The organism is Ideonella sp. WA131b (assembly GCA_023657425.1).
GTDB lineage: Bacteria > Pseudomonadota > Gammaproteobacteria > Burkholderiales > Burkholderiaceae_C > Rubrivivax.
Genome location: JAGTJW010000003.1, coordinates 489,385 through 513,391, shown reverse-complemented (window position 1 = coordinate 513,391; position 24,007 = coordinate 489,385). Strand labels below are relative to the sequence as shown.

The following is a 24,007-nucleotide window of genomic DNA, read 5'->3' as shown; positions in this document are numbered from 1 at the left end:
CCCGTGACCCCTGCCCCCGCCGCCAAACCCAATCCGCTGCTCGAGATCGGCATCACCGTCCTGCTGCCGGCCGTGATCCTGATGCAGCTGAGCACCGCCGAACGGCTCGGCCCGCTGGGGGCACTGCTGCTGGCGCTGTCGTTCCCGCTCGCCTGGGGGCTGCGGGACGCCGTCAAGCGGCGCAAGCTCAATGGGCTGGCCGTGCTGGGCGTGGTCAGCACGCTGCTCACGGGCGGCATCGGCCTGCTCAAGCTCGACGCCGGCTGGCTGGCCGTCAAGGAGGCCGCGGTGCCGGGGCTGATCGGCCTCGTGATCCTGGGCTCGGTGTGGGCACACCGGCCGCTCATCCACCTGCTGGTGTTCAACGCGTCGCTGTTCAACATCGAACGCGTGATGGCCGCGCTGCGCGAGCGTGGCAACGAGCGCGCCTTCTCGACCTGCCTGCGCCAGGGCACGGTGATGCTGGCGGGCACCTTCTTCTTCTCGGCTGTGGCCAACTACCTGCTGGCGCGCCGGGTCGTCACCAGCCCGGCCGGCACCGAGGCCTTCAATCAGGAGCTCGGGCGGCTCACCTTGCTGAGCTACCCCGTCATCGCCATGCCGTCGATGCTGATGATGATGGCCCTGCTGTGGTGGCTGGCGCGCCAGGCCAAGGCGCTGACCGGGTTGGGTATGGGCGACATGCTGCACCAGGCTTGAGAGCGGGTGGCGCCCGCCGGCTGGCGAACCCGGCCGCCCGATGCGGCTACACGACCACGGGCTCGGGTTCGAGGCGGATGCCGAAGCGGCCGTAGACGCTTTCCTGGATGGCCCTCGCCAGCGTCAGCACCTCGGCGCCGCTGGCGCCCCCGCGGTTGACGAGCACCAGCGCCTGCTTTTCATAGACGCCGGCACGGCCCACGGTCTTGCCCTTCCAGCCGCAGGCGTCGATCAGCCAGCCGGCAGCCAGCTTGCAGCGGCCGTCGGGCAAAGGGTAGTGCACGACCTCGGGGTCGCGGCCGATGATGTCGCGGCACTGCTCGGCGCTCACCACCGGATTCTTGAAGAAACTGCCGGCGTTGCCGATGACAGCCGGGTCGGGCAGCTTGGCGCGGCGGATGGCACAGACCCAGTCGAAGAGGGTCTGCGCGTCGGGATCGGCGATGCCGGTCTCGGCGCGCTTGCGCTCGAGGTCCAGGTAGCCCAGCACGGGCCGCCAGGGGCGCGGCAGGCGGAAGCGCACGCGCGTGATCACCGACTTGCCGGCCAGGCCGCCGAAACCCTCGTGCTTGAACACGCTGTCGCGGTAGCCGAAGCGGCAGGCGGCGGCGTCGAGCGAGACGCTGCGGCCCGTCACCAGGTCGACCGCGTCGAGCGAGTGGAAGCGGTCCTTCAGCTCCACGCCGTAGGCGCCGATGTTTTGCACCGGCGCGGCGCCCACGCTGCCGGGGATCAGCGCCAGGTTCTCCAGGCCCGGCCAACCCTGGGCCAGGGTCCAGGCCACGGTGTCGTGCCAGCCCTCGCCGGCACCGGCCTCCACGATCCAGGCGTCGGGCTGCTGGGCCACCAGGCGCAGGCCCCGAACCTCGACCTTCAGCACCACGGCGTCGAGGTCCTTCGTCAGCACCAGGTTGCTGCCGCCGCCGAGCACGAACTTCGGCGCCCGGCCCCACTCGGGATGGTCGACGACGCGGCGCACGTCGGCGTCCGAGGTGATGCGCACCAGCGTGTGGGCCAGGGCGGGCAGACCGAAGCTGTTGTGGTCGCGCAGGCTGGCGCGGTGCTGCACGTGCAAGGTGCCGGAGGGGTCGGTCATGCGAGAATTTTGGCGCATCCCGCCTCCCGTCCCGCCGCCCCGACATGCCCAGTTTCGACACCGTCATCGAGCCCGATCTGGTCGAGCTGAAGAACGCCGTCGACCAGGCGAACAAGGAAATCGGCACCCGCTTCGACTTCAAGGGCTCCAGCGCCAAGGTCGAGTTCGCCGACAAGAGCGCCAAGGACCGCGAGATCACGCTCTACGGCGACAGCGACTTCCAGCTGGAGCAGGTGCGCGACGTGCTGCTGGCCCGCCTGGCCAAGCGGGGCGTGGACATCCGTTTTCTTGATCTGTCGGCCAAGCCCGTCAAGCTTGGCGGTGACAAGCTCAAGCAGCCGGTGCGCGTCAAGAGCGGCATCGACGCAGAAGCGGCCAAGCAGGTGCAGCAGGCGCTGAAGGCCAGCAAGCTCAAGGTGCAAGGCGCCATCCAGGGTGACACGGTGCGCGTGAGCGGCACCAAGAAAGACGACCTGCAGGCCGCCATCGCGCTGCTGCGCCAGGCGCTTGCAGACCTGCCGCTGTCTTTCAACAACTTCAGGAGCTGAGCCGCGCGCCGTGCGCGCGGCGCCGCCCTTGTCGCCAAAGGAACAGCCGCGCATCGAACGGGCGTGCTAAAACGCGCCGCGCTCACGGAGACCCCATGGACCTGAATTTCACGCCCGAGGAACTGGCCTTCCGCCAGGAGGTGCGCGAGTGGGTGCACCAGCACCTGCCCACCGACATCGCCCACAAGGTGCGCCAGGCCTTGCGGCTTTCGAAAGAGGATCACCAGCGCTGGGCGCGCATCCTCGGCGCCAAGGGTTGGCTGGGCTGGGGGTGGCCCCAGGCGTTTGGCGGCCCGGGCTGGAACGGCGTGCAGAAACACCTCTTCGAGGAAGAGCTGGCGCTGGCCTGCGCGCCGCGTGTCATCCCCTTCGGCCCGGTGATGGTGGCGCCGGTGATCATGACCTTCGGCACGCCCGAGCAGCAGCGGCGTTTCCTGCCCGGCATCGCCAGCGGCGAGGTCTGGTGGAGCCAGGGCTACAGCGAGCCCGGCTCGGGCTCCGACCTGGCCAGCCTGAAGTGCCGGGCCGAACGCCGAGGCGACACCTACGTCGTCAACGGCCAGAAGACCTGGACCACGCTCGGCCAGTACGGCGACTGGATCTTCTGCCTCGTGCGCACCAGCAGCGAAGGCAAGCCGCAGACCGGCATCAGCTTCCTGCTGATCGACATGAAGTCGCCCGGCATCACCGTGCGCCCGATCATCCTGATGGACGGCGAACACGAGGTCAACGAAGTCTGGTTCGACAACGTCGTCGTGCCGGCCGACAACCTCATCGGCGAAGAGAACAAGGGCTGGACCTACGCCAAGCACCTGCTGGCGCACGAGCGCACCAACATCGCCGACGTCAACCGCGCCAAGCGCGAGCTCGAACGCCTGAAGCGCATCGCCCGGGCAGAAGGGGTGTACGACGACGTCCGCTTCCGCGACCAGATCGCGCTGCTCGAGGTGGACATCGTGGCGCTGGAGATGCTGGTGCTGCGTGTGCTGAGCGCCGAGAAGGCGGGCAAGCAGAGCCTGGACATCGCGGGCCTGCTCAAGATCCGCGGCAGCGAGATCCAGCAGCGCTACAGCGAGCTGATGATGCAGGCCGCCGGTCCCTTGAGCCGCGCCTACGTGCACGAGGCCATGGAGGCGGGCTGGCAGGGCGACCTCGCCTTCCCGGGCTCGATCGTGCCGCTGGCCGGCACCTACTTCAACCTGCGCAAAACCACCATCTACGGCGGCAGCAACGAGGTGCAGCGCAACATCGTCGCGCAGACCGTGCTCGGCAGCTGAGGGGGACACCGGCCATGGACTTCGATTTCTCTGACGACCAGGACTCCCTGCGCGACGCCGTGCGCCGCTGGGTCGACAAGGGCTTCGGCTTCGAGCGCCGCCACACGCTGGCCAAGGCCGGCGGCGCCACGCGCGCCGTGTGGGGCGAACTGGCCGATCTGGGCCTGGCGGGCCTGGTGGTGCCCGAGGCACACGGCGGCATGGGCTTCGGTGCCGTGGAGGCGATGGTGGTGGCCGAGGAACTCGGCCGCGGTCTCGTCAACGCCCCCTACGCCGCCGCGGCGCTGATGGCGCCGGCGCTGCTGACCCAGGCCCCAGCCGCGGTGCAGGCCTCATGGCTGCCGGGCATCGCCAGCGGCGACACCTTGGTGGTGCCGGCGCTGCACGAGCGCGCCAGCCGCCACCGCTGGCAACGCGTCGCCGTGCGTGCCCGCCCAGCCGGCGACGGCTGGCTGCTCGACGGCACCAAGTGCGTCGTGCCGGCCGGCGACGAGGCCGACGCCTTCATCGTCTCGGCGCGCCATGCCGGCGCCGACGACGCCGAGGCCGGCCTCGGCCTCTTCCTGGTGAAGCGCGCCGATGCGCGGGTGCTCGGCTACGCCACCCAGGATGGCGCCCGCGCCGCCGACCTGCACCTGGCGGCCACGCCGGCCGTGCTGCTGCAGGCCGAGGCCGCCGGGACGCTGGCGCTCGCCGTCGACGTGGGCAGCGCCGCCGTCTGCGCCGAGGCCGTGGGCCTGATGGACCGCCTGGTGGCCATCACGGTGGAGTACATGAACACGCGCAAGCAGTTCGGCACCACGCTGGCCACCTTCCAGGCTTTGCGCCACCGCATCGCCGACGTGAAGATGCAGCTGGAACTCGGCCGCTCGATGAGCTACTACGCCACGCTCAAGCTCGGCGACGCGCCGGCCGCGCGCCAGCGCGCCCTTGCCCAGGCGCGCGTGCAGCTGGGCCAGAGCATGCGCTTCGTTGGGCAGCAGTGCATCCAGCTGCACGGCGGCATCGGCTGCACCGACGAGTACGTCGCCAGCCATTGCTTCAAACGCCTGACGATGCTGGAGCTGACGCTGGGCGACACCCTGCACCATCTGGGCGAGGTGTCGGCGCGCATGCAGGACACGGCCGGCGTGTTCGCCTGAACCCCAGCGCGTCAGCGACACCGGCCGCCAAGGGCGGCCTCTGAGCGGGCGGACCATCGAGCCATGAACCTCGCGCAGCCCCTGCCCTATCCGGGAACCCTCACCGACGTCGCGGGCCTGGCGGTGGGTCACGCGGCGATGGCCGGCCGGCCCACCGGCTGCACCGTGGTGCTGTGCCCGGACGGCGCCAGCGCTGGCGTGGCACAGAGGGGCGGCGCGCCCGGCACGCGCGAGACCGACTTGTTGAGGCCCGAGAACGCCGTGCCCGTGGTGCACGGCCTGCTTTTGACCGGCGGCAGCGCGTTCGGCCTCGATGCCGCCGGCGGCGTGCTTCGCTGGCTGGCGCGCCACGGCCACGGCCTCGCCGTCGGGCCGGCGCGGGTGCCCATCGTGCCGGCGGCCGTGCTCTTCGACCTCTGGCTGGGCGACGCCGCCATCCACCCCGATGCGGACTGCGGCGAGGCCGCCTGCGCGCTGGCGTCGACGGCCGCGCCCGCGCAGGGCAACCACGGCGCCGGGCTGGGCGCCAGCGTCGGCAAGCTGTTCGGCATCGCACGGGCGATGAAGGGCGGCGTCGGCTGTGCGTCGCTGCGGGTGGGTGGCGTCACGGTGGCGGCGCTGATGGTGGTCAATGCCATCGGCGACGTGATCTCGGCCGACGGGCAAGCGCTCGCCGGCGCCCGCAGCCCCGATGGCACGGCCCTGTACGGCACGGCGCAGGCCTTGCGGGCCGGCGAGCGGGGCCACACGCCCGTGCTGCCGCCGGCCGGCGCAGCCACCACCATCGGCCTGGTGGCCACCGACGCGCCGCTGAGCAAGCTGCAAGCCCACCAGCTCGCCGGGCTGGCCAGCCACGGCCTGGCGCGCGCCATCGACCCGCTGACACTGCACGACGGCGACACGTTGTTCGCACTGGCCACCGGGCGCGCCGCCGCCGTGGAGCTGCCCGACCTCTCAACCCTGGGCGCGCTCGGGGCAGAGGTCGTGGCCCGCGCGATCCGCAACGCCGTGTGGCACGCCGAGCCGCTGGTGGCGCACGGCCTGCCATCGATGCGCAGCCAAGCCGCGTGAGCGCGCCGCGCCAGCACTGGGCCGACATCCTGTTCCGCCAGGGCTTCGGCACGCGCCACGAGTGCCTGGGGCTGCTGGCCGCCGGCCAGGTGCGCCACGGCGGCACACCCGTGACCGACCCACAGGCCATGGTCGAGACGGCCGGCCTGCAGTTCGAGGTCGGCGGCGTGCACTGGCCGTGGTGCGAGCCCGCCCTGGTGCTCCTGCACAAGCCGGCCGGCGTGGAGTGCTCGCGGACCCCGCGCGACCATCCCGGTGTGCTCTCGCTGCTGCCGGCGCCGCTGCGCCGCCGCGGCGTGCAGCCGGTGGGTCGGCTCGATGTCGACACCACGGGGCTGCTGCTGCTCACCGACGACGGCGGCCTGATCCACCGCTACACCCATCCGAAGCGGCACGTCGCCAAGGTCTACCTCGCCACCACGCGCCATCCGGTGGACGCCGCAACGGCTGCGGCCCTTTGCGCGGGGGTCGTGCTGCACGACGATCCGGCGCCGGTGCGCGCGGCCGCCTGCGAGGTGCTGGATGCACACACGCTGCGCCTGACGCTGACCGACGGCCGGTATCACCAGGTCAAGCGCATGGTGGCGGCGGTGGCCAACCGTTGCGAGGCGCTGCACCGGGTGTCGTTCGGCCCCTGGGTGCTGCCGGCCGATCTGGCACCAGGGCAATGGCGATGGGCCGACCGGCCTGCGTCGCCGTCAGCGCCGGCTTGATCAGCCCAGCCGCACCCGGGCCCAGGTGCCGATCTGGCGCAGCGCCTCGCCCCAGCGCCCGCGGCGGCGCAAGGCGTCTGCCTGGCGCAACAGGTGGCGCGAGAGGGGGCGCAGCGCGGCATCACCAGCGCGCGCGGCGAACTCGCGGCGTATCAGTTCCGGCAGTTCGGCCTGCAACAGCGGGTCGCCCTGGCGTGCGCTCAGGCCGGTGGCCGCATAGTCGGCCACGATCAGGTCGATCCACTCTGGCGGGGTCTGGAAGGCCGCTCGAAGGTTGAAGGCCCAATCGGCCCAGATGCGGTAGCGCGAGTCGAAGCCGGCGAGTCCTTCGATCAGCCGGCGGCGGTAGAAGATCGCCTGCTGGCAGATGTTGGCCTTCAGCAGCCGCGCCAGCGGCATCGGGCCGGCGTAGCGGCCGCCGGCGGCCACGCCGTCGGGGCTGGCGGCCATCATGCGCACGTCGCCGTGCACCCACTCGGCGGTGGTCGACTGCAGCAGCGGCGCGACGCGGGCCAGCGTGTCGTTGGCGTGCAGGCGGTCGTCGCTGCCCAGCACCAGCACCCATTCGCCGCGCGCCTGCGCAACGCCGCGGTTGATGGCGTCGTACACGCCGGAGTCGGGGCGGGAGTCGACGCGCAGCGCCGGCAGCGAGCCGGCATACGCCCGGGCCAGCTCGGGCGTGCCGTCGTCGGAGGCACCGTCGCTGACGATCACCTCGAAGCCGCGCCAGAGCTGGCGCGCCAGCGAGTCCAGTGCCCCTGGCAGCAAGGTCGCGCTTCGGAAAGTGGGGATGACGACGCTGATGAGCGGCTCGTTCATGCCTGCGCCACGGCGCGTCGGGGACGCCGCGCAAGCCGCCAACGCTGCCAGGCCGCACGAACCCGGCCGGCCGGCGTCAGGGCCAGCGCCTCGGGCACGTCGTCACGCGCCACGAACAGCACGTTGCCGTGCATCGGCACGTCGGGCCTGAGCGGCGCGAAGCCCAGGTTGTCGAAGCGCCAGGCCAGCAAGGCCTCCACCTGCGGCAGCAGCCCGCTGCCGGCGTACACGGCCTCGGTGCTGACCTCGGTGTAGATGACCCTCACGTGCTGCAGCAGCGCACGCGGCAGCGCCGCGAGCACCTGATGCTCCGCGCCCTGCACATCGACGATCAGCACATCAGGCGCCGGCAGGCCGGCCTCGGCCAGCGCGGCATCGAGCCGCCGCGTGGGCACGCGGATCGTCTCCTGCACCTGCACCTGGGGGAAGAGCTCGCCGTGTGAGCCGAAGTGCAGCAACGAGCTGGACTCGCCATCGTTGCTGGTGACGTGGAAATCGGCCACGCCGTCGCGGTCGGACACAGCCACCGGAAACACCGTGATTCGGCGGTCGCGCGCGGCCAGGCCCTGCAGCACTGCCAGCGGCCCGGCCAGCGGCTCGAAAAGCGCGATGCGCTGCAGGCCGGGGAAGACGCGGTTCACCAGCGGCAGCTCGTCGAAGCGGTGCGCGCCGATCACCGCCAGCGTGCGCAGCCGGCCCGACAGCCGTCGGCCGCGCAGTTGCTTGAGCAACTCGATGTCGTGAATCGGACGGTCGGGATCCAGCAGCGTAGGCATGGCCGGGATTATCCGGCCCCGCTGATAGAGTCCGCCCCCGATGCCCGCCTGGACCGCCCTGCTCAAGCGCCGGCTCGCGCTGTGGAACCGGCGCCGGCTGCGGCGACGGCACCTGGCGCGTCAGGTGCCCTACGCCCAGTGGTGCGCGCGACACGACGAGCCCACGCCCACACGGCGGCAGGCTTGGGAACAGGCCGTTGCGCATCGGGGCCCCGATCTCGACACCGCTTTGTTGCTCGTGGCCTCGGCCCCGCCGGACGCCGCCCAGCTTGCCAGTCTGCGTGCGCAGTCGCTCCGGCACTGGCGGCTGCTGGTTGCGCTGACCGGTCCCAACCGCAGGGCCATCGCCGAGGCCTGGGAGGCTGAGGCCCGGGCGGATGCCCGGGTGCACCTGCTCCCCGATCCTCAGCCCGATGCCGCTGCGGCACTGCGCACCTTGCTCGCGGCCACGGTGCAGCCCTGGTGTGCGGTGCTCGACGCGAACGAGCGCTGGGCACCGCACGCCCTGCTGGCGCTGCAGGCCGCCGCGCGTAGAGACACTGTGCTGGTTTACGGCGACGAGGACAGCCTCGATGCGCAGGGCGCGCGCATCGACCCGTGGTTCAAGCCGGATTTCGACGCCGACTCGCTGTGGGCACTGGACAGCCTCGGCGCCCCCGCCCTCTGGCGCACGAGCGCGCTGCGCGAACGCCTGGGCACCGAGCCGCTGGAGCCTGGCGCTGAACGACACGATCTCCTGCTGCGCGGCACGCAGGGTCTGACCGCCGAGCTCGTGCAGCACGTGCCCGGCGTGCTGGCTCACCGGCGGACGCTGCCGCGCGACGCGCTGGCTGCCTCCCGTGCCGTGCAGCGCGCGTTGCTGCGGGCCGGCGAGGCCGCTCACGCAGAGCCCGACGCCGACCCGCCGGCGGCCCGCGCCGGCCTCGTGCGCGTGCGCTTCGCGGTGCCCGCGCCGGTCCCGCAGGTGAGCATCGTGATCCCCACGCGCAACGGGCTGGAGCTGCTGCAGAGGGCCGTCGAAGGCATCCGCGAGCTCACCACCTGGCCGCACTACGACATCACGGTCGTCGACAACGGCTCCGACGACACGGCCTGCCTGCGCTGGATGGCCGCAGCGGAGCGTGCCGGCCACCTGCGCGTGCTGCGAGACGACCGACCGTTCAACTTCGCGGCGCTCAACAACGCCGCCGTGGCCCGGACGACGGGCGACCTGATCGCGCTGGTGAACAACGACGTCGAGCTGCTCACGCCGGGCTGGCTGGAGGAAATGGCGTCGCTGGCCCTGCGGCCCGGCGTCGGGGCCGTGGGTGCGCGGCTGTGGTACGAGGACGGCACGCTGCAGCACGGCGGCGTGCTGCTGGGTATCGGGGAGGTGGCTGCGCACACGCTGCGCGGCCTGCCCCGCGGCGATGGCGGCCCGGGCGCGCGCACGCTGCGCCTGCAGGGCTATCTGGCCGTGACGGCAGCCTGCCTCGTGGTGCAGCGGGCGCACTGGAACCGCGTCGGCGGCATGGACGAGGGCTTGGCCGTGGCCTTCAACGACATCGACTTCTGCCTGAAGCTGGCCGCCGCCGGTCTGCGCAACCTCTGGACACCGCACGCCGAGATGCTGCACTTCGAGTCGATCAGCCGCGGGCGCGACCACGACCCGGCCAAGAAGGCCCGCTACCGTGCAGAGGCCGACGTGATGCGGCAGCGGTGGGGGCCATGGATCGCCAGCGATCCCTTCTACAACCCGCAGCTGTCGTCGGTGCACGACGACTTCTCGCTCGCCGAGCCTCCGCGCTGAGCGCGGCCCGAGAGCCACGCGGCGGCGCCTACACTGCGCGCCGATGAAGGAGCGCCACGTCGGCATCAGCCTGGGCAACATCGGTGCACTGCACGACGGGCTCGGGGAGTTTTCCTGGCAGATCGGCCAACGCTTGGCCGCGCGTGCGGCGCGCTGGCGCGCCGAGCACGGCCTGGTGCTGCACGTGCACTGCCGCGAACGGCTGGGCCCCTTGTTCGGAAGCACGGTGCGCTACATCCCCGTCAACCGCTGGCAGCGCTGGCGCCACGTGCGGCCGGAGCAGTTTGCCCTCTGGCACAGCCTTCACCAGTTGAACAAGACGCTGCCGCCGGCCGGCACGGCGGTGCGCCTGGCCACGGTGCACGACCTCAACTACCTCTACGGCCGCAACGCCCTGAGCATCTGGCGCCACGACCAGCGGACCCGCGCGCTGATGGCCCGGACTGACGAGCTGGCCGCCATCAGCCACCACACTGCGGCCGACGTGCGCCGCCACCTCGGCTGGACCGGGGAGATCACCGTCATCCACAACGGCGCGCGCAGCTTCGCCGGCTCGCCGCAGCAGCCGCTTCCGGGCTGGACGCTCGATCCCGGGCAGCCGTTCCTTTTCCACCTCAGCCGCATGTCGCCGTCGAAGAACCCGCAGGCCCTGCTGGGCCTGGCGGCCGAGTGGCCGGAGATGATGTTCGTTCTTGCGGGCCCGCCGAGCGACGACGCCAAGGCGTTGCGGGCTGCCAACCGGCTGCCCAACGTGCAGTTCCACCTGGGTGTGGACGACGCCCAGAAGGCCTGGGCCTACGCCCGCTGCGCGGGGTTCCTTTTCCCGAGCTTGACGGAGGGCTTCGGCCTGCCGCCGATCGAGGCCATGCACTTCGGCAAGCCGGTCTTTCTGAGCAGATTGACCTGCCTGCCCGAGATCGGTGGCCACGCCGCCGACTACTTCGACGGGTTCGAGCCGGCCTCGATGCGCGCGGTGGTGGAGCGAGGCCTGGCCCGCCACGCGTCCGAGCCCGGCCGCGCCGACGTGGTGCGCGCCCATGCGGCCCGCTTCGATTGGGACCGCGCCGGTGCCGCCTATGCGGCGCTGTACCTGCGGCTGCTGGGCCTGCCGCCGGATGCGGCTTGAGCCATGAAGCCCTACACCATCGTGGCACCCGACCAGAGCGACCCGCGCGTGCCCGGGGTGGCGCCGCTGCAGCGCTTTCTGGAAGCCTACGAACCCGGGCGCACGCACGTGCTGCAGGCCGCCGAGCTGGACAGCGGCCCAGAGCACGACACCGACACCCTGCTGATCGCCCTGCCCAGCGCACTGACGCCGCAGAGGCTGACCCGGCTGCGTGCCCGGCACGTGGCGCTGTTCGATTTCTTCGACGCGCCCGCGCCGGCCTGGCTCGACAGCGACCAGGCCCTGCTTCGCGACGCCGCGCCCTTGCTGCTGAAGACCACCGTCGTCGACGGGCTGGATGTCGGGTTGGATGTCGGCGTGCTGCCGATGCCGCTGTCGCCCAAGCTCGGCCAGACGCTGCGTGCGCGCCGCGCCCTGGCGCCCTGGTTCGCCGCCCGGCGGCTGGCGCGCGGAGGCCGGCGCCGCTGGGACCTCGCGCTGCAGGGCTCGGCCACCTATGAAGACGGCGTGGGCCCTGACGGCCGGCCGCGGCGCTACCACCAGCGCATCGACTGGCTGCGCGAGGTGCGGGCCCGTCCGGACTGGCGCTTCTGGGGCGGCTTGTACCCGCTGCCCTACTGCCCGATCGAGCAGATCGAGGCGGATTGCGGCCCGGTGCGTGCGCTGCTCGACAAAGCCTCGCGGCTGCGCATTCATGAATTCTTCGACCGCATGGCCGACACCCGGGTGGCGCTCGCGCCTATGGGCCACACCCGCTGGACCTACCGCCACATCGAGGCCGTCTACGCCGGCTGCGAGGTGGTCAGCGGCGATTTGCGCGGTGTCCACACCCTGCCCACCCTGCCCACGGCCCAGATGACCCTGGTACCCGACCGCGCGCCCATCGCGCCGGCCGTGGACGAGGCCCTGGCCCGCTGGGGCGAGCGTGCAGAGCGCCGCGCGGCAGCACGCGAGCGGCTCGAATCGCAGCTGCACCTGGGCCGCTGGTCGCGCACACGCACAGAGCCCTACGAGCGCTTTCGCCAAGCACTCGCGCGGGCTGCCGTGGGTTGATGAGCGGTGTCCACGGACCCGCCTGCGGGGGCCGTGCCGCGATAATCCTGCGGGCATGCGCATTCACCGCCGCCTTTCGCTGGACCTCGGCAGCACGTCTGACGTCGGCTGCGCACTGACCATCGGCAACTTCGACGGCGTGCACCGTGGCCACCAGGCCATGCTGGCGCTGCTGGTGAACGAGGCCCGCCATCGCGGTGTGCCCAGTTGCGTGCTGACCTTCGAGCCGCACCCGCGCGACTTCTTCGCCGCACGCGCGGGCAAGCCCGAGCTCGCACCGGCGCGCATCGCCACGCTGCGCGACAAGCTCGCCGAGCTCGAGCGCTGCGGCATCGACCGCGTGGTGGTGGCGCGCTTCGACGAGCGGCTGGCCTCGATGCCCGCCGAGGCCTTCATCACCGACGTGCTGCAAGAGGGCCTGCGCGCCCGCTACGTGCTCGTGGGCGACGACTTCAGCTTCGGCGCGCGCCGCCAGGGCAACTACGCCATGCTCGACGCCGCCGGGGCCGAACGCGGATCCGGCGGCTTCGACGTGGCCCGCATGATGAGCTACGAGGTGCACGGCCTGCGCGTCAGCAGCTCGGCCGTGCGCGAGGCGCTGGCCGGCGGCGACATGGCGCGCGCCGAGGCGCTTTTGGGCCGCCCCTACGCCATCAGCGGCCGTGTCCAGCACGGCCGCAAGCTCGGCCGCGACCTGGGCTTCCGCACGCTGAACCTGCGCTTCGACCACGCCCGGCCGGCCGCCATGGGCATCTTCGTCGTGCGCGTGCACGGCCTGGCGGATGCACCGCTGCCCGGCGTGGCCAGCCTGGGCGTGCGTCCCACGGTCGAGGACGCCGGCCGCGTGCTGCTGGAGGTTCACTGTCTGGACTGGCCCGCCGCGCTCGGCCTTGAGGACGGCTACGGCCGCCGCGTGCGCGTGGACCTGCTGTGCAAGCTGCACGACGAGCTCAGGTACGACTCGCTCGAGGCGCTGCGCGAGGGCATCGCGCGCGACACCGAGGCTGCCCGCGCGTGGCACGCCCGAGCCGGGCGGGTGGCCCCGTAGAATCGGGCCCGATGGATACGCTGCCGCAACGAGCCCCGCGCTGGCACGCCGCCACGCGCCGCCAAGGTACGCGCGACCGAATTCGGCGCCGCGCCTGACACCGCCCGCAGCCGGCGCGAACGCCGTCGCGCCCCCCTGAGCCACCCCGGCCGGCCCGGCCCTCACCCCAACCTTGCCCGCGGCCTGCCGTTCGGTCACCGAGCCCGTGAAGCCATGAGCACCGACACCCCCGCCCCCCGCGCCAGCGACGCCGCGACCGACCACCGCGCCACGCTGAACCTGCCCGACACGCCCTTCCCCATGCGCGGCGACCTTGCCAGGCGCGAGCCAGGCTGGGTGCAGGCCTGGAACGACGAAGGCTTGTACCAGCGCCTGCGCGAGGCTCGGCGCGGCGCGCCCCTGTTCGTGCTGCACGACGGCCCGCCCTACGCCAACGGCGCCATCCACATGGGCCACGCCGTCAACAAGGTGCTGAAGGACATGATCGTCAAGGCGCGGCAGCTCGCCGGCTTCGACGCGCACTACGTGCCGGGCTGGGATTGCCACGGCCTGCCGATCGAAAACGCCATCGAGAAAAAACACGGCCGTAGCTTGAGCCGCGACGAGATGCAGGCCAAGAGCCGCGCCTACGCCACCGAGCAGATCGCGCAGCAGATGGCCGACTTCCAGCGCCTGGGCGTGCTCGGCGACTGGGAGCACCGCTATGCCACCATGGACCCGGCCAACGAGGCCGGCGAGATCCGCGCCTTCAAGCGCGTCATCGAACGCGGCTTCGTCTACCGCGGCCTCAAGCCCGTGTTCTGGTGCTTCGACTGCGGCAGCTCGCTGGCCGAGTTCGAGATCGAGTACGCCGACAAGAAGAGCCAGACGCTGGACGTCGGCTTCCTGTGCGCCGAGCCCGACAAGCTGGCCGCGGCCTTTGGCCTGCCCGAGATCGTCGGCGAAGCGTTTGCGGTGATCTGGACGACGACCGCCTGGACCATCCCGGCCAACCAGGCACTGAACCTGAACCCGGCGCTCGAGTACGCGCTCGTGCACACCGAGCGCGGGCAGCTGGTGCTGGCGGCCAGCCTGGTGGAGAAGTGCCTGGCGCGCTACGGCCTGCAAGGCCACGTGGTGGCCACCACGCTGGGCGAAAAGCTCGGCGGCATCCAGTTCCACCACCCGCTCGCCCACGTGGACGCCGGCTACGACCGCCTGAGCCCCGTGTATCTGGCCGACTACGCCACGGCCGATGACGGCACCGGCCTCGTGCACAGCAGCCCGGCCTACGGCCTGGACGATTTCAACTCGTGCGTCGCGCACGGCATGAAGACCGATGAGATCCTGAACCCGGTGCAGGGCCACGGCAGCTACGCGGCCGAGTTCCCGCTCTTCGGCGGTCAGAACATCTGGAAGGCGGTGCCGGTGATCATCGAGGCACTGCGCGACGCGGGCCGCCTGTTCGCCACCGAGACCATCACGCACAGCTACCCGCACTGCTGGCGCCACAAGACGCCGGTGATCTACCGCGCCGCGGCACAGTGGTTCGTGCGCATGGACGAAGGCGTGGGCGTGTTCACCAAGGACAAGGCCCCGAAGACGCTGCGCCAGCTGGCGCTGGACGCCATCGACGCGACGGGCTTCTACCCCGAGAACGGCCGCGCGCGGCTGCGCGACATGATCGCCAACCGGCCCGATTGGTGCATCAGCCGCCAGCGCAGCTGGGGCGTGCCGCTGCCCTTCTTCCTGCACAAGGACAGTGGCGAGCTGCACCCGCGCACCATGGAGATCCTCGACCAGGCGGCCGATGTCGTCGAGCGCGGCGGCATCGAGGCCTGGAGCCGGCTGAGCGCTGCCGACGTCCTGGGCCCCGAGGACGGTGCGCTCTACACCAAGAGCAGCGACATCCTGGAGGTCTGGTTCGACAGCGGCAGCACCTTCTGGCACGTGCTGCGCAACCAGCACCCGCAAGGCCACCACGCCAGCGGCCCCGAGGCCGACCTGTACCTCGAAGGCCACGACCAGCACCGCGGCTGGTTCCACAGCTCGCTGCTGCTGGCCTGCGCCCTCTTCGACCGCGCGCCTTACCGCGGCCTGCTCACGCACGGCTTCACGGTGGACAGCCAGGGCCGCAAGATGAGCAAGTCTCTCGGCAATGGCATCGAGCCGCAGAAGGTGAGCTCCACGCTCGGCGCCGAGATCATCCGCCTGTGGGTGGCGGCCTCCGACTACTCGGGCGACATTGCGGGCGACGACAAGATCCTCGCCCGGGTGGTGGACGCCTACCGCCGCATCCGCAACACGCTGCGCTTCCTGCTGGCCAACACGGCCGACTTCGACCCCGCGCAGCACGCCGTGCCCGCGGCGCAGATGCTGGAGATCGACCGCTGGGCCCTGGCCCGCGCGGCCGAGCTGCAGGCGCAGATCCTGGCGCACTACGAGGTCTACGAGTTCCACCCCGTGGTGGCCAAGCTGCAGGTGTACTGCTCCGAGGACCTGGGCGCCTTCTACCTGGATGTGCTCAAGGACCGCCTCTACACCACCGCGCCCGGCAGCCTGGCGCGTCGCAGCGCGCAGACGGCGCTGTGGCAGATCACGCAGGCGATGCTGCGCTGGATGGCACCTTTCCTCAGCTTCACCGCCGAGGAGGGGTGGGCGCTGTGTGGCGACTCGCCGTCCATCTTCACGGCCACCTACTGGCGATTCGACAACGGCGCCGCACCCAACGCGGCGCTGCTGGCCAAGTGGGCCACCGTGCGCGCCGTGCGCGAGCTGGTCAACAAGGAGATCGAGGCCGTGCGCGCCACCGGTGCCGTGGGCTCGTCGCTGCAGGCCACCGTGCGCATCACCGCACCGGCGGCCGAGTATGGGGTGCTGGCCAGCCTGGGCGACGACCTGAAATTCGTGTTCATCACCTCGGTGGCGGAGCTGAAGGCGGGCGATGCGCTGCACGTGGAGGTTCGGCCCTCCGCCGCGACCAAGTGCGAACGCTGCTGGCACTGGCGCGAAGACGTGGGCCACGACCCGGCCCATCCCGGGCTGTGCGGCCGCTGCACCAGCAACCTCCATGGCGCGGGCGAGACCCGCAAAGTGGCCTGAAGATGGCCCGCTCCCCGAAAGCAAGGCCCGCCGTTGCACGGGCGGGCAGCAGCGCCGGCCCCGGCCTGCTGTTCTGGCTCGTCTTCGCGGCCATCGTCATCGTGGCCGACCAGGTCACCAAGGTCGCCATCGTCGGCGCCTTCCAGCTCGGCGACGTGCGTCCGGTGACCGACTTCTTCAACCTCGTGCGCGCGCACAACCCGGGCGCGGCGTTCTCGTTCCTGGCCGGCGCCACGGGCTGGCAGCGCTGGTTCTTCATCGGCCTCGGACTGGCGGCCTCGGGCTTCATCGTGTGGATGCTGCGCAGCCACCCGAACGAGCGGCTGTTCTGCTTCTCAGTGACGATGATCCTGGGCGGCGCGTTGGGCAACGTCATCGACCGCATGATCCACGGCTACGTCGTCGACTTCCTGCAGTTCCGCTTCGAGGTCCTCGAGCCCCTGTTCCGCGGCGGCTACTTCCCGAGCTTCAACCTCGCCGACAGCGCCATCACGCTTGGCGCGGTCTGCCTGATCCTCGACGAGATCCTGCGCGTGCGGCGCTCGCGCCGCGCCTAGCAGCGTGGGCGCCAACGACACCGCCAACCCGCCGCCCAGCCCGGCCATCGTGCTGCGGCCGCTGAGCCTGGGTGCCCCGCTGCGTTGGCTGGCCGCCGGTGCGCGCGACTTCGCGCGCGCGCCGCTGATTGGCCTGTTCTATGGCGCGTGCTTCATGGTCATGGGCTGGGCACTGATGAAGGTGTTCGAGCACGCCCCGGCCTACACGCTGGCGCTGTCGGCCGGTTTCCTGCTGATGGGGCCCTTCCTCTGCCTGGGCCTGTACCGCACCAGCCAGCGCCTGGAGCTGGGCCAGAAGCCCGACTTCGGCGACTCGCTGCAGGCCTGGGACACGCGCACCGGCCAGCTCGCCATCTTCGGCTTCGTGCTGCTGGTGCTGGAGATGCTCTGGGGCCGCGCCACACTGGTGGTGTTCGCCGTCAGCTTCGACGGCATGCCCGACTTCAAGGGTTCGCTGCGGGCGTTGCTCGATCCCGAGAACCTGCCCTTCATCGCCGCTTGGGCTGCGGTCGGCGCGGTGTTCGCGGGCCTGATCTACGCCGTCAGCGTGATCTCCATCCCCATGATCCTGCACCGCCAGACCGACGCCATCACCGCCGGCCTGACGAGCCTGCGCCTGGTGTTCACGCAGACCTTGGTGATGCTGTGGTGGGGCTTCCTGATCGCCGCGCTCGTCACGCTGGCGCTGCTGCCATGGTTCGCCGGGCTGCTGGTGGTGGGCCCCGTCGTGGGCCACGCCAGCTGGCATGCTTACCGCGAGGCCGTTGCAGACTGAACCGCTGCGGGGGCCAAGCGCCCCGCCGTTGTTCTTGGTCTCAGTGATCGCCGTCGGTGTCGTGCGATGGTCGCTCGGTTCAGGGCAGCAGCCCGGGGTACTTGGTGCGCAGCTGTGCGACCACATCGGCGCTGAGCCTCCAGGCATCGCCACGAAGCCGCGCGATTAGGGTTGACCACACGTCATTGAACGCTTCGATGGCCACGGCTTCGTCGAAGCGCACACCCACCGGCAGCAGCGGCTCGATGTCTTCCGTGAGGCTGCGGGTGAGCTTCTTGAGCATCCGTTCTTCAGCCTCCGCTCGGCTGATCGGATGGTCTTCGAGCGCCAGGTAGTGGTTCAGGCAAGTCACGACTTTGTCTCGGTCGAGGCCAAGCTGCGTGAGGCCGTGATGCAGGTCGAAGAGGTCCCGGTTCTTGCGCCTTTGCAGCAGGGCGCGCAGCTTGGTGCCGAAGAGTTCTTCGGGCTCGAAGGAAACGATCTCCGTGCGCGCCGAGTACCAGTCGCTGGCGACCTCGAAAGGGTATCGCCGGTAGCCGAACAGCACCTCGTGCTCGCGGGTGTTGATCTCGACCTTCAGCTTCAATGCGGTCTGCGGCGCCGACTCGGGCGCGAAGCGGAAGACGAGGTGCATCGAATGCCCGGCTTGCTCGCGCTGGCACTTGCCCAGCCAAGAGAGCGCATCGCGTATGGCGTCCACCGTGGCGCCGATGGGCTCTGCCTGTGTCTGCACCAGGTCGATGTCTTCGGAGTAGCGCAGCGGCTGCTTGAACAGGAGCTTGTGGATGGCTGTGCCGCCGCGAAAGGCGATCTTGCCGGCGAGCGCGGGCGCATTGAACAAGTCGCAAAGCGCGCGGCAGATGATCAGGTCCTGTTCAACCTGCGCCGGGTTTGGCCACGGGGCATGCGCCCGCCAGGCCTGGATGTAGGCCTGCGGGATCAAGCGTCCACCTCGACGACTTCATTGACCAGCAGCTTCCAGGTGGCATCGCGCTCCGGAACCTCCACCAGCGCGGCCACGATCGGTTTGACGCTCGGGTCAAGGGGCGCGAAGTACCTCGCGGCCTCAGCGTAGCCGCGCAACGCCTTCGCTTGCTTGGTGTGCCCCGCCTGTTCCAGCAGGTAGCCCAGGCGGCGCACCGCGGCGCCTTCGCAGTGCGCTGCAGCCCTTGCCAGGCGGCGTGCATCGGCGTGCGCGCCAAGATCTTTGGCGATCTGTGCCACGCTGCCAAGGCCACCGGCCCGATGCATGTAGCGCACGCAGTCGAGCAAGGTCAGCTCGACGCCTGCCACGACGGCGAAGCCGGCGGGCGTCTTGATGGCATCGACGAGGGCGGCTTCGTTGCAGGCAGCAAAGGCCTCGGGCTCTTGGTAGATGAACTGCAGGCGATGCACGCCCAACGTCAGATCGCGCAGTTGGCGGGGTGCCACCACCTGGAAGATCATGGCCGCCTGGTGCGACGAGCCGTGGTGGGCCGCCGCACGCAGCAGCGACACCCGGTAGCCCAGGCCCTGATGCTTCATCAGTGGGTCGATCCACTCGGCCGGATCGGCGGCACCGGCTGCCCTGTGTTCGGGCCTCACGATGAGGTAGAAGCCGTGCCTTGGACTGGCCAGCTTGCCCCTGGCGACGGCACGCGTCAGTGCCGGCGACAGGGTAGTTGGGGCGATGCCAGACGCGACCGCTTCGTCGCGGCTGAACCAGCCCCGGCCTGCCGCAAGGCAGTCGTCGATGAAGGTGTCCAGGGCAGCCACGCCGAAGCATATGCGAGTTCAAGGCCAATGTGATCTTTTTTGCATACGGAGTTGTGGCGAAACCAGGTCAGGATGCAAGAAAACGCAAAAGCCAGGTCACCTGTTCGCCGTCGGACTTCTGGTCCTGGCCGTCTTCTTCCTCGGTCTGCCCGGGCTGACCGAGGAAGAGCAGGCCTTGCGACATCACCACGCCTTGTCGTAGGCCGCCTCAGCGTCGGCCGTGGTCAAGAAGGAATCGATCGCCGCCAGCCGGTCCAGGAAGCTGGCCGTCAGTTCGACGCGAACGACAGGCTTCCTCAGCGAGGTTCTGCGTCTGCTCGTCCAAGCCGACCTGTTCGCGCTCCCACTCGGCCACCGAAAGAAGCCCGCTGATCGCCGTGGCCAGCATGTGCGCGCCCTGCTCCGCAGGAACCAAAACCCGAACATCACCCTGGTCGCCGAGCGTCAGGCCTAAGCGGGCGACGCGGTCCCGCAACGTCGCCACGCGGCGACCGACAGGGACACCGACAGCCTCCAGGTGCGCCAGCATCTCGCCGTTGTCCGACAGCAAGATCCGGTCGCCCTCTTCGAGCGCGTACAGGACGATGGCACTGCCATCGGCGTAGCTGAACGGCGTGCCGATCTCAACACCGCGCTCGCCGTGCAGACTTGTTGTAGCTGGATTGCGCGTGGCTACCCCAACAACTGCGCCACCAGGCGCATCGGCACGAACAACCGGGCGGGCTGGGCCTGCAGGGTGAGAAAGCCGTAGTGTCTGTAGAACGCCGCGGCGCTCTCGTCCTTGGCGTCGACCACGACAGCCATCGCCGCAATCTGGTCGGCATGGGCCAAGCTGCGGCGCAGGGCATCCAAAAGCAGATGCTCGCCGAGACCCTGGCCCTTGGTGACCTGATCGACGGCCAGCCGGCCGAGCAGTGTGACTGGAAGCTGTGGATAGCGAGGCAGCTTGCGGGTCAGGTCGTCAGGCAGGTCGGCGAGGGTCAGCACCGAGGCCGATAGCGTGTAGTAGCCGAGGACTCGTGCGTTCGGCGGGCTGACAGCGACGAAAGGCGCCGCCACGCGCTTGTCCGCGTCTTGCAGAGCCTGCTGCTTGAGGTAACGGTCGAGCCCCTCCGCGCCGCAGTGGAACGCCGTTCGGTCGTGCTGTCGACCCAGGGGCTCGACAGTGATGCCGCTCAAGGTCACCGGCTATGCGCCGGTGCGTTGGCCGAGGTTCTGGCGATAGGCCTTGGCTGCGCGCTGGAGGCGCGCGTTCGGCTCCGGCGGGTTCAGCAGGGTTTGCACGAAGGCCAGTTGCTCTTCGCGCGACAGGCGGATCGACTCGTGTTCGGCAATCACCCGGCGCGCTGCGTCCTGCGCGCTGGCGACGACAAACTCGCTGAGCGTGCGCCCGGACAGCGCCGCCGCTTGTTGGAGCAGGCCTTTCTGCGCCGCGGACACGCGGGCTTCAAGCCGGGCGTTGCGCGTGCTGTCGGGGGTGTCTTGGTGGGTCATGATGGGCTCCCTGTGCCGAATGTACGGCAAGTGTCCGTACGCGACAAGCGATGCTGCGTCCTTGGTGTAAGCGAAATCAAGCTCTCGACGCTGTTTTTGCATACGCAGCGGCCATGAAGCCGGGCTCTGCCCCGGGCGCCAGCCGCGGCCCCGCAGCGGTGGCCGGGGTAGCCAGGGCCGTGAAGGCCACGGCGACGGCCGCCAACCCGCAGAGGCGCTTGCTCACCAGAGGTCCTTTGGTGCCAGCGGGCTGGGAACGGGCTCGCAGTCGGCGGTCCGGTCTCCTGTCTTCCAGAACTGGCAGTTCGGCGTGCGCTGCCCCAGCGCGGCAGCCCGCCAGTCGGCAATGGCATAGGCCAGGGGCTGAAGGATGTTCGGTTTCGGCTGGACCAGCAGCAGCGATGCCGTGACCGTTCGCTGCTGGCCGCCGACGGTGTAGCTGCCGGTGAGTTCGAAGTCCTGCTGAGGGCCCTTCCTTCTCGCGCAGGCCTTCGCCGGAAGCGTGCCGCGCTACTCCAGAACCGTCTTCTCGAAGACCACGCTGAACTGGCGCCGGAGCGTGGCCACGTCGGCGCGCAGCAGGTCGAGCACGGTGCGCACGCCACCAGCGCTTAGCTGCCCAGCGATCTTGCGCCCCACGCCCCATACGTCGCCCACGTCGGTGGCCGACATCCCTGATTTCTCCAACAAAATCAGGGGCTTACGAGGCGTCGAGAGACGCTGTGGAGCGAGATCACATGTGGTCGATCATCACCTGCCCGAAGCCCGAGCAGCTCACCTGGGTGGCACCTTCCATCAGGCGCGCGAAGTCGTAGGTCACCTTCTTGCTGGCGATCGACTTTTCCATGCTGCTGATGATCAGGTCCGCGGCTTCCGTCCAGCCCATGTGGCGCAGCATCATCTCGGCGGAGAGGATCTCCGAGCCCGGGTTGACGTAGTCCTTGCCGGCGTACTTGGGCGCCGTGCCGTGCGTGGCCTCGAACATGGCCACGCTGTCGGACAGGTTCGCGCCCGGGGCGATGCCGATGCCGCCCACCTGCGCGGCCAACGCGTCGGAGACGTAGTCGCCGTTCAGATTGAGCGTGGCGATCACCGAGTACTCCGCCGGGCGCAGCAGGATCTGCTGCAGGAAGGCGTCGGCGATCGAGTCCTTGACCACGATCTCACGCCCGGTCCTCGGGTTCTTGAACTTGCACCACGGGCCGCCGTCGATCAGCTGCGCGCCGAACTCGCGCATCGCCAGCGCGTAGCCCCAGTCGCGGAAGCCCCCCTCGGTGAACTTCATGATGTTGCCCTTGTGCACGATCGTGACACTGGGCTTGTCGTTGTCGATGGCGTACTGCAGCGCCTTGCGCACCAGGCGCTCGGTCCCCTCGCGGCTGACCGGCTTGATGCCGATGCCGCTGGTGTCGGGGAAGCGGATCTTCCTGACCCCCATCTCCTCGATCAGGAACTTGATGACCTTCCTGGCCTTGTCGCTCTCGGCTTCGTACTCGATGCCGGCGTAGATGTCTTCCGAGTTCTCGCGGAAGATGACCATGTTGGTCTTTTCGGGCTCCTTCAGCGGGCTGGGCACGCCCTTGAAGTACTGGATGGGGCGCAGGCAGACGTACAGGTCGAGCTCCTGGCGCAGCGCCACGTTCAGGCTGCGGATGCCACCGCCCACCGGCGTGGTGAGCGGGCCCTTGATGGAGACGACGTAGTCGCGCACGGCATGCAGGGTTTCCTCGGGGAGCCACACGTCCGGGCCGTACACCTTGGTGCTCTTCTCACCGGCGTACACCTCCATCCAGTGGATCTTCTTCCTGCCGCCGTAAGCCTTGGCCACCGCGGCGTCGACCACCTTCAGCATCACCGGGGTGATGTCGAGGCCGGTGCCGTCGCCCTCGATGTACGGGATGATGGGCTGATCGGGCACCTTGAGCGAGAAGTCCGCGTTGACGGTGATCTTCTGGCCGGCGGCGGGCACCTTGATGTGCTGGTACATGGTGGAAGGGGTCTCCTCAGGGACTGCGGGTTGCATGGGCCGCGCTCGGCGGCCGTGCGTGTTCTTGGAAACCCTGAAATTCTAGTTCACGGGGTCTGTCAACCGACTGACGGCGCCGCACGTTGAGGGCGGTGCCGCCCCAATGGAGGGAGGCATTGACCAACCCACGCTCTGAAAAGGATAGACCGAGATGAACAAGCTCCTGGCCGCCCTGATCGCCGCCGCCTTCGCCACCACCGGCGCCATCGCTTCCGACGCGAAGAAGGACGAGAAGAAGGCCGCCCCGGCCGCCGCCGCCGCTCCGGCCGCCAAGAAGGAAGAGGCCAAGCCGGCCGCTGCCGCACCGGCCGCCAAGAAGGAAGAGAAGAAGGAAGAGAAGAAGGACGCCAAGCCGGCCGCCAAGAAGGAAGAGCCGAAGAAGTAATTCTTCGCCGCCTTCGTGCACCCGACGCCCGGCTTTGCCGGGCGTTGTTGCTTCAGGCTGTCAGGCCAAGCCGCACCACGCGGCGATCGGTGGCCATAGGTCGTGGCCCATCGCGAACAGCGCGGCCGCCGCCAGCAGCGCCCCGGCAGCGCGCGCCAGCCGGCGCTCGAAGCCCGGCCCGTCGGCGCGACCGCGCAACAGCCGCCACATCCCGGGCGCCACCAACAGGCCAGCGGCCGACGCCATCGCGAACAAACCCATGGCCGAGGCCCCGGACCAGGGGTTCTGCGTCATGGAGGCCACCAGCAGGGCCGACTGCAGCAGCCCGCAGGGCCAGGCGACCCACAGCCCCCCGGCCAGCGCCGCCCGAGCCGGTGGCCTGCGCCACAGGCGCACGGTGGCGCCTCTCGCTCCCGCGGCCGCCATGGGCCCGCCACCCGGGCCGGCCAGCGCCCCGCGGCCGATCTGCCCCATCCACGCGGGTTGGCGCCCTCGCACCAGCAGCCACAAACCCAAGGCGAACGACGCCAGGTGGAAGAGCAGCCACAACGGCCGCAGCGCCGGGGTCCACTGCGCCAGCGCCGCCAGGCTGCCGACGCTGGCCGAGGCCACCAACCCCGCCGCGGCATAGGCGGCCACGCGGGCGCTGTGGAAGGCCCATACGCCCGCGCCCCGCGGCCCGGTGATGGCCGCACAGGGCGCGCTGCACATGGCGGCGCAGTGCGGCGAGCCCGCCAGGCCCAGCAGCGCGGCGCTGCCGATGAGTGCCGCATCCAT

The 24,007-nt window shown here is 70.4% G+C and carries 25 protein-coding genes; 14 read left to right on the top strand and 11 right to left on the bottom strand.

All coding sequences use genetic code 11. The features are described from left to right. The first annotated feature begins 3 nt into the window (after positions 1 to 3). Positions 4 to 699, top strand: a complete 696-nt coding sequence (locus tag KA711_17560; GenBank protein MCM0610775.1) for an MFS transporter — start codon at positions 4 to 6, stop codon at positions 697 to 699. 46 nt (positions 700 to 745) lie between these two features. Here the strand turns inward: KA711_17560 and murB are convergent, their stop codons facing one another. Continuing rightward, complete coding sequence (gene murB, locus KA711_17555; protein MCM0610774.1) at positions 746 to 1,795, bottom strand: UDP-N-acetylmuramate dehydrogenase; 1,050 nt, start codon at positions 1,793 to 1,795, stop codon at positions 746 to 748. A 44-nt stretch (positions 1,796 to 1,839) separates the two neighbouring features. Between murB and KA711_17550 the strand changes: the two genes are divergently transcribed. The 5 genes from KA711_17550 (at position 1,840) to KA711_17530 (ending at position 6,546) form a co-directional block, all read left to right on the top strand. After that, positions 1,840 to 2,343: a YajQ family cyclic di-GMP-binding protein gene (locus KA711_17550; protein MCM0610773.1), complete on the top strand. Its 504-nt coding sequence runs from the start codon at positions 1,840 to 1,842 to the stop codon at positions 2,341 to 2,343. 95 nt (positions 2,344 to 2,438) lie between these two features. Next, the gene (locus tag KA711_17545) at positions 2,439 to 3,620 is read left to right on the top strand and encodes an acyl-CoA dehydrogenase family protein (GenBank protein MCM0610772.1); all 1,182 of its coding nucleotides are present in this window, start codon (positions 2,439 to 2,441) and stop codon (positions 3,618 to 3,620) included. Positions 3,621 to 3,634: 14 nt separating this feature from the next. Further along, positions 3,635 to 4,762, top strand: coding sequence for an acyl-CoA dehydrogenase family protein (locus tag KA711_17540; protein ID MCM0610771.1), 1,128 nt, complete (start codon positions 3,635 to 3,637; stop codon positions 4,760 to 4,762). A gap of 63 nt (positions 4,763 to 4,825) precedes the next feature. After that, complete coding sequence (locus tag KA711_17535; protein ID MCM0610770.1) at positions 4,826 to 5,833, top strand: P1 family peptidase; 1,008 nt, start codon at positions 4,826 to 4,828, stop codon at positions 5,831 to 5,833. Then, on the top strand, positions 5,830 to 6,546 hold the full coding sequence (locus tag KA711_17530; GenBank protein ID MCM0610769.1) for a pseudouridine synthase: 717 nt from the start codon (positions 5,830 to 5,832) through the stop codon (positions 6,544 to 6,546). The genes KA711_17535 and KA711_17530 overlap by 4 nt, the downstream gene beginning before the upstream one ends. Here KA711_17530 and KA711_17525 read toward each other — a convergent pair whose 3' ends face one another. Further along, entirely contained in the window at positions 6,547 to 7,365 is an 819-nt protein-coding gene (locus tag KA711_17525; GenBank protein ID MCM0610768.1) for a glycosyltransferase, read from the bottom strand. After that, positions 7,362 to 8,141, bottom strand: a complete 780-nt coding sequence (locus KA711_17520; protein ID MCM0610767.1) for an FkbM family methyltransferase — start codon at positions 8,139 to 8,141, stop codon at positions 7,362 to 7,364. Before KA711_17520 ends, KA711_17525 begins: the two co-directional genes overlap by 4 nt. 40 nt (positions 8,142 to 8,181) lie before the next feature. On the opposite strand from KA711_17520, the gene KA711_17515 reads away from it, so the two are divergent. From KA711_17515 to KA711_17485, 7 genes are all read left to right on the top strand, one after another. Beyond that, positions 8,182 to 9,930, top strand: coding sequence for a glycosyltransferase family 2 protein (locus tag KA711_17515; protein ID MCM0610766.1), 1,749 nt, complete (start codon positions 8,182 to 8,184; stop codon positions 9,928 to 9,930). A 43-nt stretch (positions 9,931 to 9,973) separates the two neighbouring features. Beyond that, positions 9,974 to 11,056 (top strand): glycosyltransferase family 4 protein, encoded by a 1,083-nt coding sequence (locus KA711_17510; GenBank protein MCM0610765.1) that lies wholly within the window; start codon positions 9,974 to 9,976, stop codon positions 11,054 to 11,056. Between the two features lie 3 nt (positions 11,057 to 11,059). Beyond that, a complete protein-coding gene (locus KA711_17505) occupies positions 11,060 to 12,109 on the top strand; it encodes a hypothetical protein (GenBank protein ID MCM0610764.1) in 1,050 nt (349 codons plus the stop codon). A gap of 55 nt (positions 12,110 to 12,164) precedes the next feature. Continuing rightward, a complete protein-coding gene (locus KA711_17500; protein ID MCM0610763.1) occupies positions 12,165 to 13,157 on the top strand; it encodes a bifunctional riboflavin kinase/FAD synthetase in 993 nt (330 codons plus the stop codon). 213 nt (positions 13,158 to 13,370) lie between these two features. Next, on the top strand, positions 13,371 to 16,238 hold the full coding sequence (gene ileS / locus KA711_17495) for an isoleucine--tRNA ligase (GenBank protein ID MCM0610762.1): 2,868 nt from the start codon (positions 13,371 to 13,373) through the stop codon (positions 16,236 to 16,238). A 2-nt stretch (positions 16,239 to 16,240) separates the two neighbouring features. Continuing rightward, positions 16,241 to 16,795 (top strand): lipoprotein signal peptidase, encoded by a 555-nt coding sequence (locus KA711_17490; protein MCM0610761.1) that lies wholly within the window; start codon positions 16,241 to 16,243, stop codon positions 16,793 to 16,795. Positions 16,796 to 16,799: 4 nt separating this feature from the next. Continuing rightward, positions 16,800 to 17,570, top strand: a complete 771-nt coding sequence (locus KA711_17485) for a DUF2189 domain-containing protein (protein ID MCM0610760.1) — start codon at positions 16,800 to 16,802, stop codon at positions 17,568 to 17,570. Positions 17,571 to 17,649: 79 nt separating this feature from the next. On the opposite strand, the gene KA711_17480 is transcribed toward KA711_17485, so the two are convergent. The 7 genes from KA711_17480 to icd form a co-directional block, all read right to left on the bottom strand. Continuing rightward, positions 17,650 to 18,513: a nucleotidyl transferase AbiEii/AbiGii toxin family protein gene (locus tag KA711_17480; protein ID MCM0610759.1), complete on the bottom strand. Its 864-nt coding sequence runs from the start codon at positions 18,511 to 18,513 to the stop codon at positions 17,650 to 17,652. Next, complete coding sequence (locus KA711_17475; GenBank protein MCM0610758.1) at positions 18,510 to 19,325, bottom strand: type IV toxin-antitoxin system AbiEi family antitoxin domain-containing protein; 816 nt, start codon at positions 19,323 to 19,325, stop codon at positions 18,510 to 18,512. Before KA711_17475 ends, KA711_17480 begins: the two co-directional genes overlap by 4 nt. Before the next feature lie 208 nt (positions 19,326 to 19,533). Next, the gene (locus tag KA711_17470) at positions 19,534 to 19,971 is read right to left on the bottom strand and encodes a DUF1828 domain-containing protein (protein MCM0610757.1); all 438 of its coding nucleotides are present in this window, start codon (positions 19,969 to 19,971) and stop codon (positions 19,534 to 19,536) included. A 26-nt stretch (positions 19,972 to 19,997) separates the two neighbouring features. Further along, entirely contained in the window at positions 19,998 to 20,510 is a 513-nt protein-coding gene (locus KA711_17465) for a GNAT family N-acetyltransferase (GenBank protein ID MCM0610756.1), read from the bottom strand. Between the two features lie 3 nt (positions 20,511 to 20,513). Further along, positions 20,514 to 20,819 (bottom strand): DUF1778 domain-containing protein, encoded by a 306-nt coding sequence (locus KA711_17460; protein MCM0610755.1) that lies wholly within the window; start codon positions 20,817 to 20,819, stop codon positions 20,514 to 20,516. Positions 20,820 to 21,329: 510 nt separating this feature from the next. Then, the gene (locus KA711_17455; GenBank protein ID MCM0610754.1) at positions 21,330 to 21,491 is read right to left on the bottom strand and encodes a hypothetical protein; all 162 of its coding nucleotides are present in this window, start codon (positions 21,489 to 21,491) and stop codon (positions 21,330 to 21,332) included. Positions 21,492 to 21,552: 61 nt separating this feature from the next. Next, the gene (gene icd, locus KA711_17450) at positions 21,553 to 22,806 is read right to left on the bottom strand and encodes an NADP-dependent isocitrate dehydrogenase (GenBank protein MCM0610753.1); all 1,254 of its coding nucleotides are present in this window, start codon (positions 22,804 to 22,806) and stop codon (positions 21,553 to 21,555) included. A 190-nt stretch (positions 22,807 to 22,996) separates the two neighbouring features. On the opposite strand from icd, the gene KA711_17445 reads away from it, so the two are divergent. Then, on the top strand, positions 22,997 to 23,230 hold the full coding sequence (locus KA711_17445) for a hypothetical protein (GenBank protein ID MCM0610752.1): 234 nt from the start codon (positions 22,997 to 22,999) through the stop codon (positions 23,228 to 23,230). A gap of 60 nt (positions 23,231 to 23,290) precedes the next feature. On the opposite strand, the gene KA711_17440 is transcribed toward KA711_17445, so the two are convergent. Next, entirely contained in the window at positions 23,291 to 24,007 is a 717-nt protein-coding gene (locus KA711_17440; GenBank protein MCM0610751.1) for a sulfite exporter TauE/SafE family protein, read from the bottom strand.

Excerpts from the sequence above, each read along its gene's own strand:
- KA711_17505 (MCM0610764.1), top strand. The coding sequence starts at position 11,060 with ATGAAGCCCTACACCATCGTGGCACCCGACCAGAGCGACCCGCGCGTG.
- KA711_17460 (MCM0610755.1), bottom strand. The coding sequence starts at position 20,819 with ATGACCCACCAAGACACCCCCGACAGCACGCGCAACGCCCGGCTTGAA.
- KA711_17540 (MCM0610771.1), top strand. The coding sequence starts at position 3,635 with ATGGACTTCGATTTCTCTGACGACCAGGACTCCCTGCGCGACGCCGTG.
- KA711_17535 (MCM0610770.1), top strand. The coding sequence starts at position 4,826 with ATGAACCTCGCGCAGCCCCTGCCCTATCCGGGAACCCTCACCGACGTC.
- KA711_17550 (MCM0610773.1), top strand. The coding sequence starts at position 1,840 with ATGCCCAGTTTCGACACCGTCATCGAGCCCGATCTGGTCGAGCTGAAG.
- KA711_17440 (MCM0610751.1), bottom strand. The coding sequence starts at position 24,007 with ATGGATGCGGCACTCATCGGCAGCGCCGCGCTGCTGGGCCTGGCGGGC.
- ileS (MCM0610762.1), top strand. The coding sequence starts at position 13,371 with ATGAGCACCGACACCCCCGCCCCCCGCGCCAGCGACGCCGCGACCGAC.
- KA711_17525 (MCM0610768.1), bottom strand. The coding sequence starts at position 7,365 with ATGAACGAGCCGCTCATCAGCGTCGTCATCCCCACTTTCCGAAGCGCG.
- KA711_17515 (MCM0610766.1), top strand. The coding sequence starts at position 8,182 with ATGCCCGCCTGGACCGCCCTGCTCAAGCGCCGGCTCGCGCTGTGGAAC.
- KA711_17510 (MCM0610765.1), top strand. The coding sequence starts at position 9,974 with ATGAAGGAGCGCCACGTCGGCATCAGCCTGGGCAACATCGGTGCACTG.
- KA711_17500 (MCM0610763.1), top strand. The coding sequence starts at position 12,165 with ATGCGCATTCACCGCCGCCTTTCGCTGGACCTCGGCAGCACGTCTGAC.
- murB (MCM0610774.1), bottom strand. The coding sequence starts at position 1,795 with ATGACCGACCCCTCCGGCACCTTGCACGTGCAGCACCGCGCCAGCCTG.
- icd (MCM0610753.1), bottom strand. The coding sequence starts at position 22,806 with ATGTACCAGCACATCAAGGTGCCCGCCGCCGGCCAGAAGATCACCGTC.
- KA711_17455 (MCM0610754.1), bottom strand. The coding sequence starts at position 21,491 with ATGTCGGCCACCGACGTGGGCGACGTATGGGGCGTGGGGCGCAAGATC.
- KA711_17545 (MCM0610772.1), top strand. The coding sequence starts at position 2,439 with ATGGACCTGAATTTCACGCCCGAGGAACTGGCCTTCCGCCAGGAGGTG.
- KA711_17445 (MCM0610752.1), top strand. The coding sequence starts at position 22,997 with ATGAACAAGCTCCTGGCCGCCCTGATCGCCGCCGCCTTCGCCACCACC.
- KA711_17520 (MCM0610767.1), bottom strand. The coding sequence starts at position 8,141 with ATGCCTACGCTGCTGGATCCCGACCGTCCGATTCACGACATCGAGTTG.
- KA711_17490 (MCM0610761.1), top strand. The coding sequence starts at position 16,241 with ATGGCCCGCTCCCCGAAAGCAAGGCCCGCCGTTGCACGGGCGGGCAGC.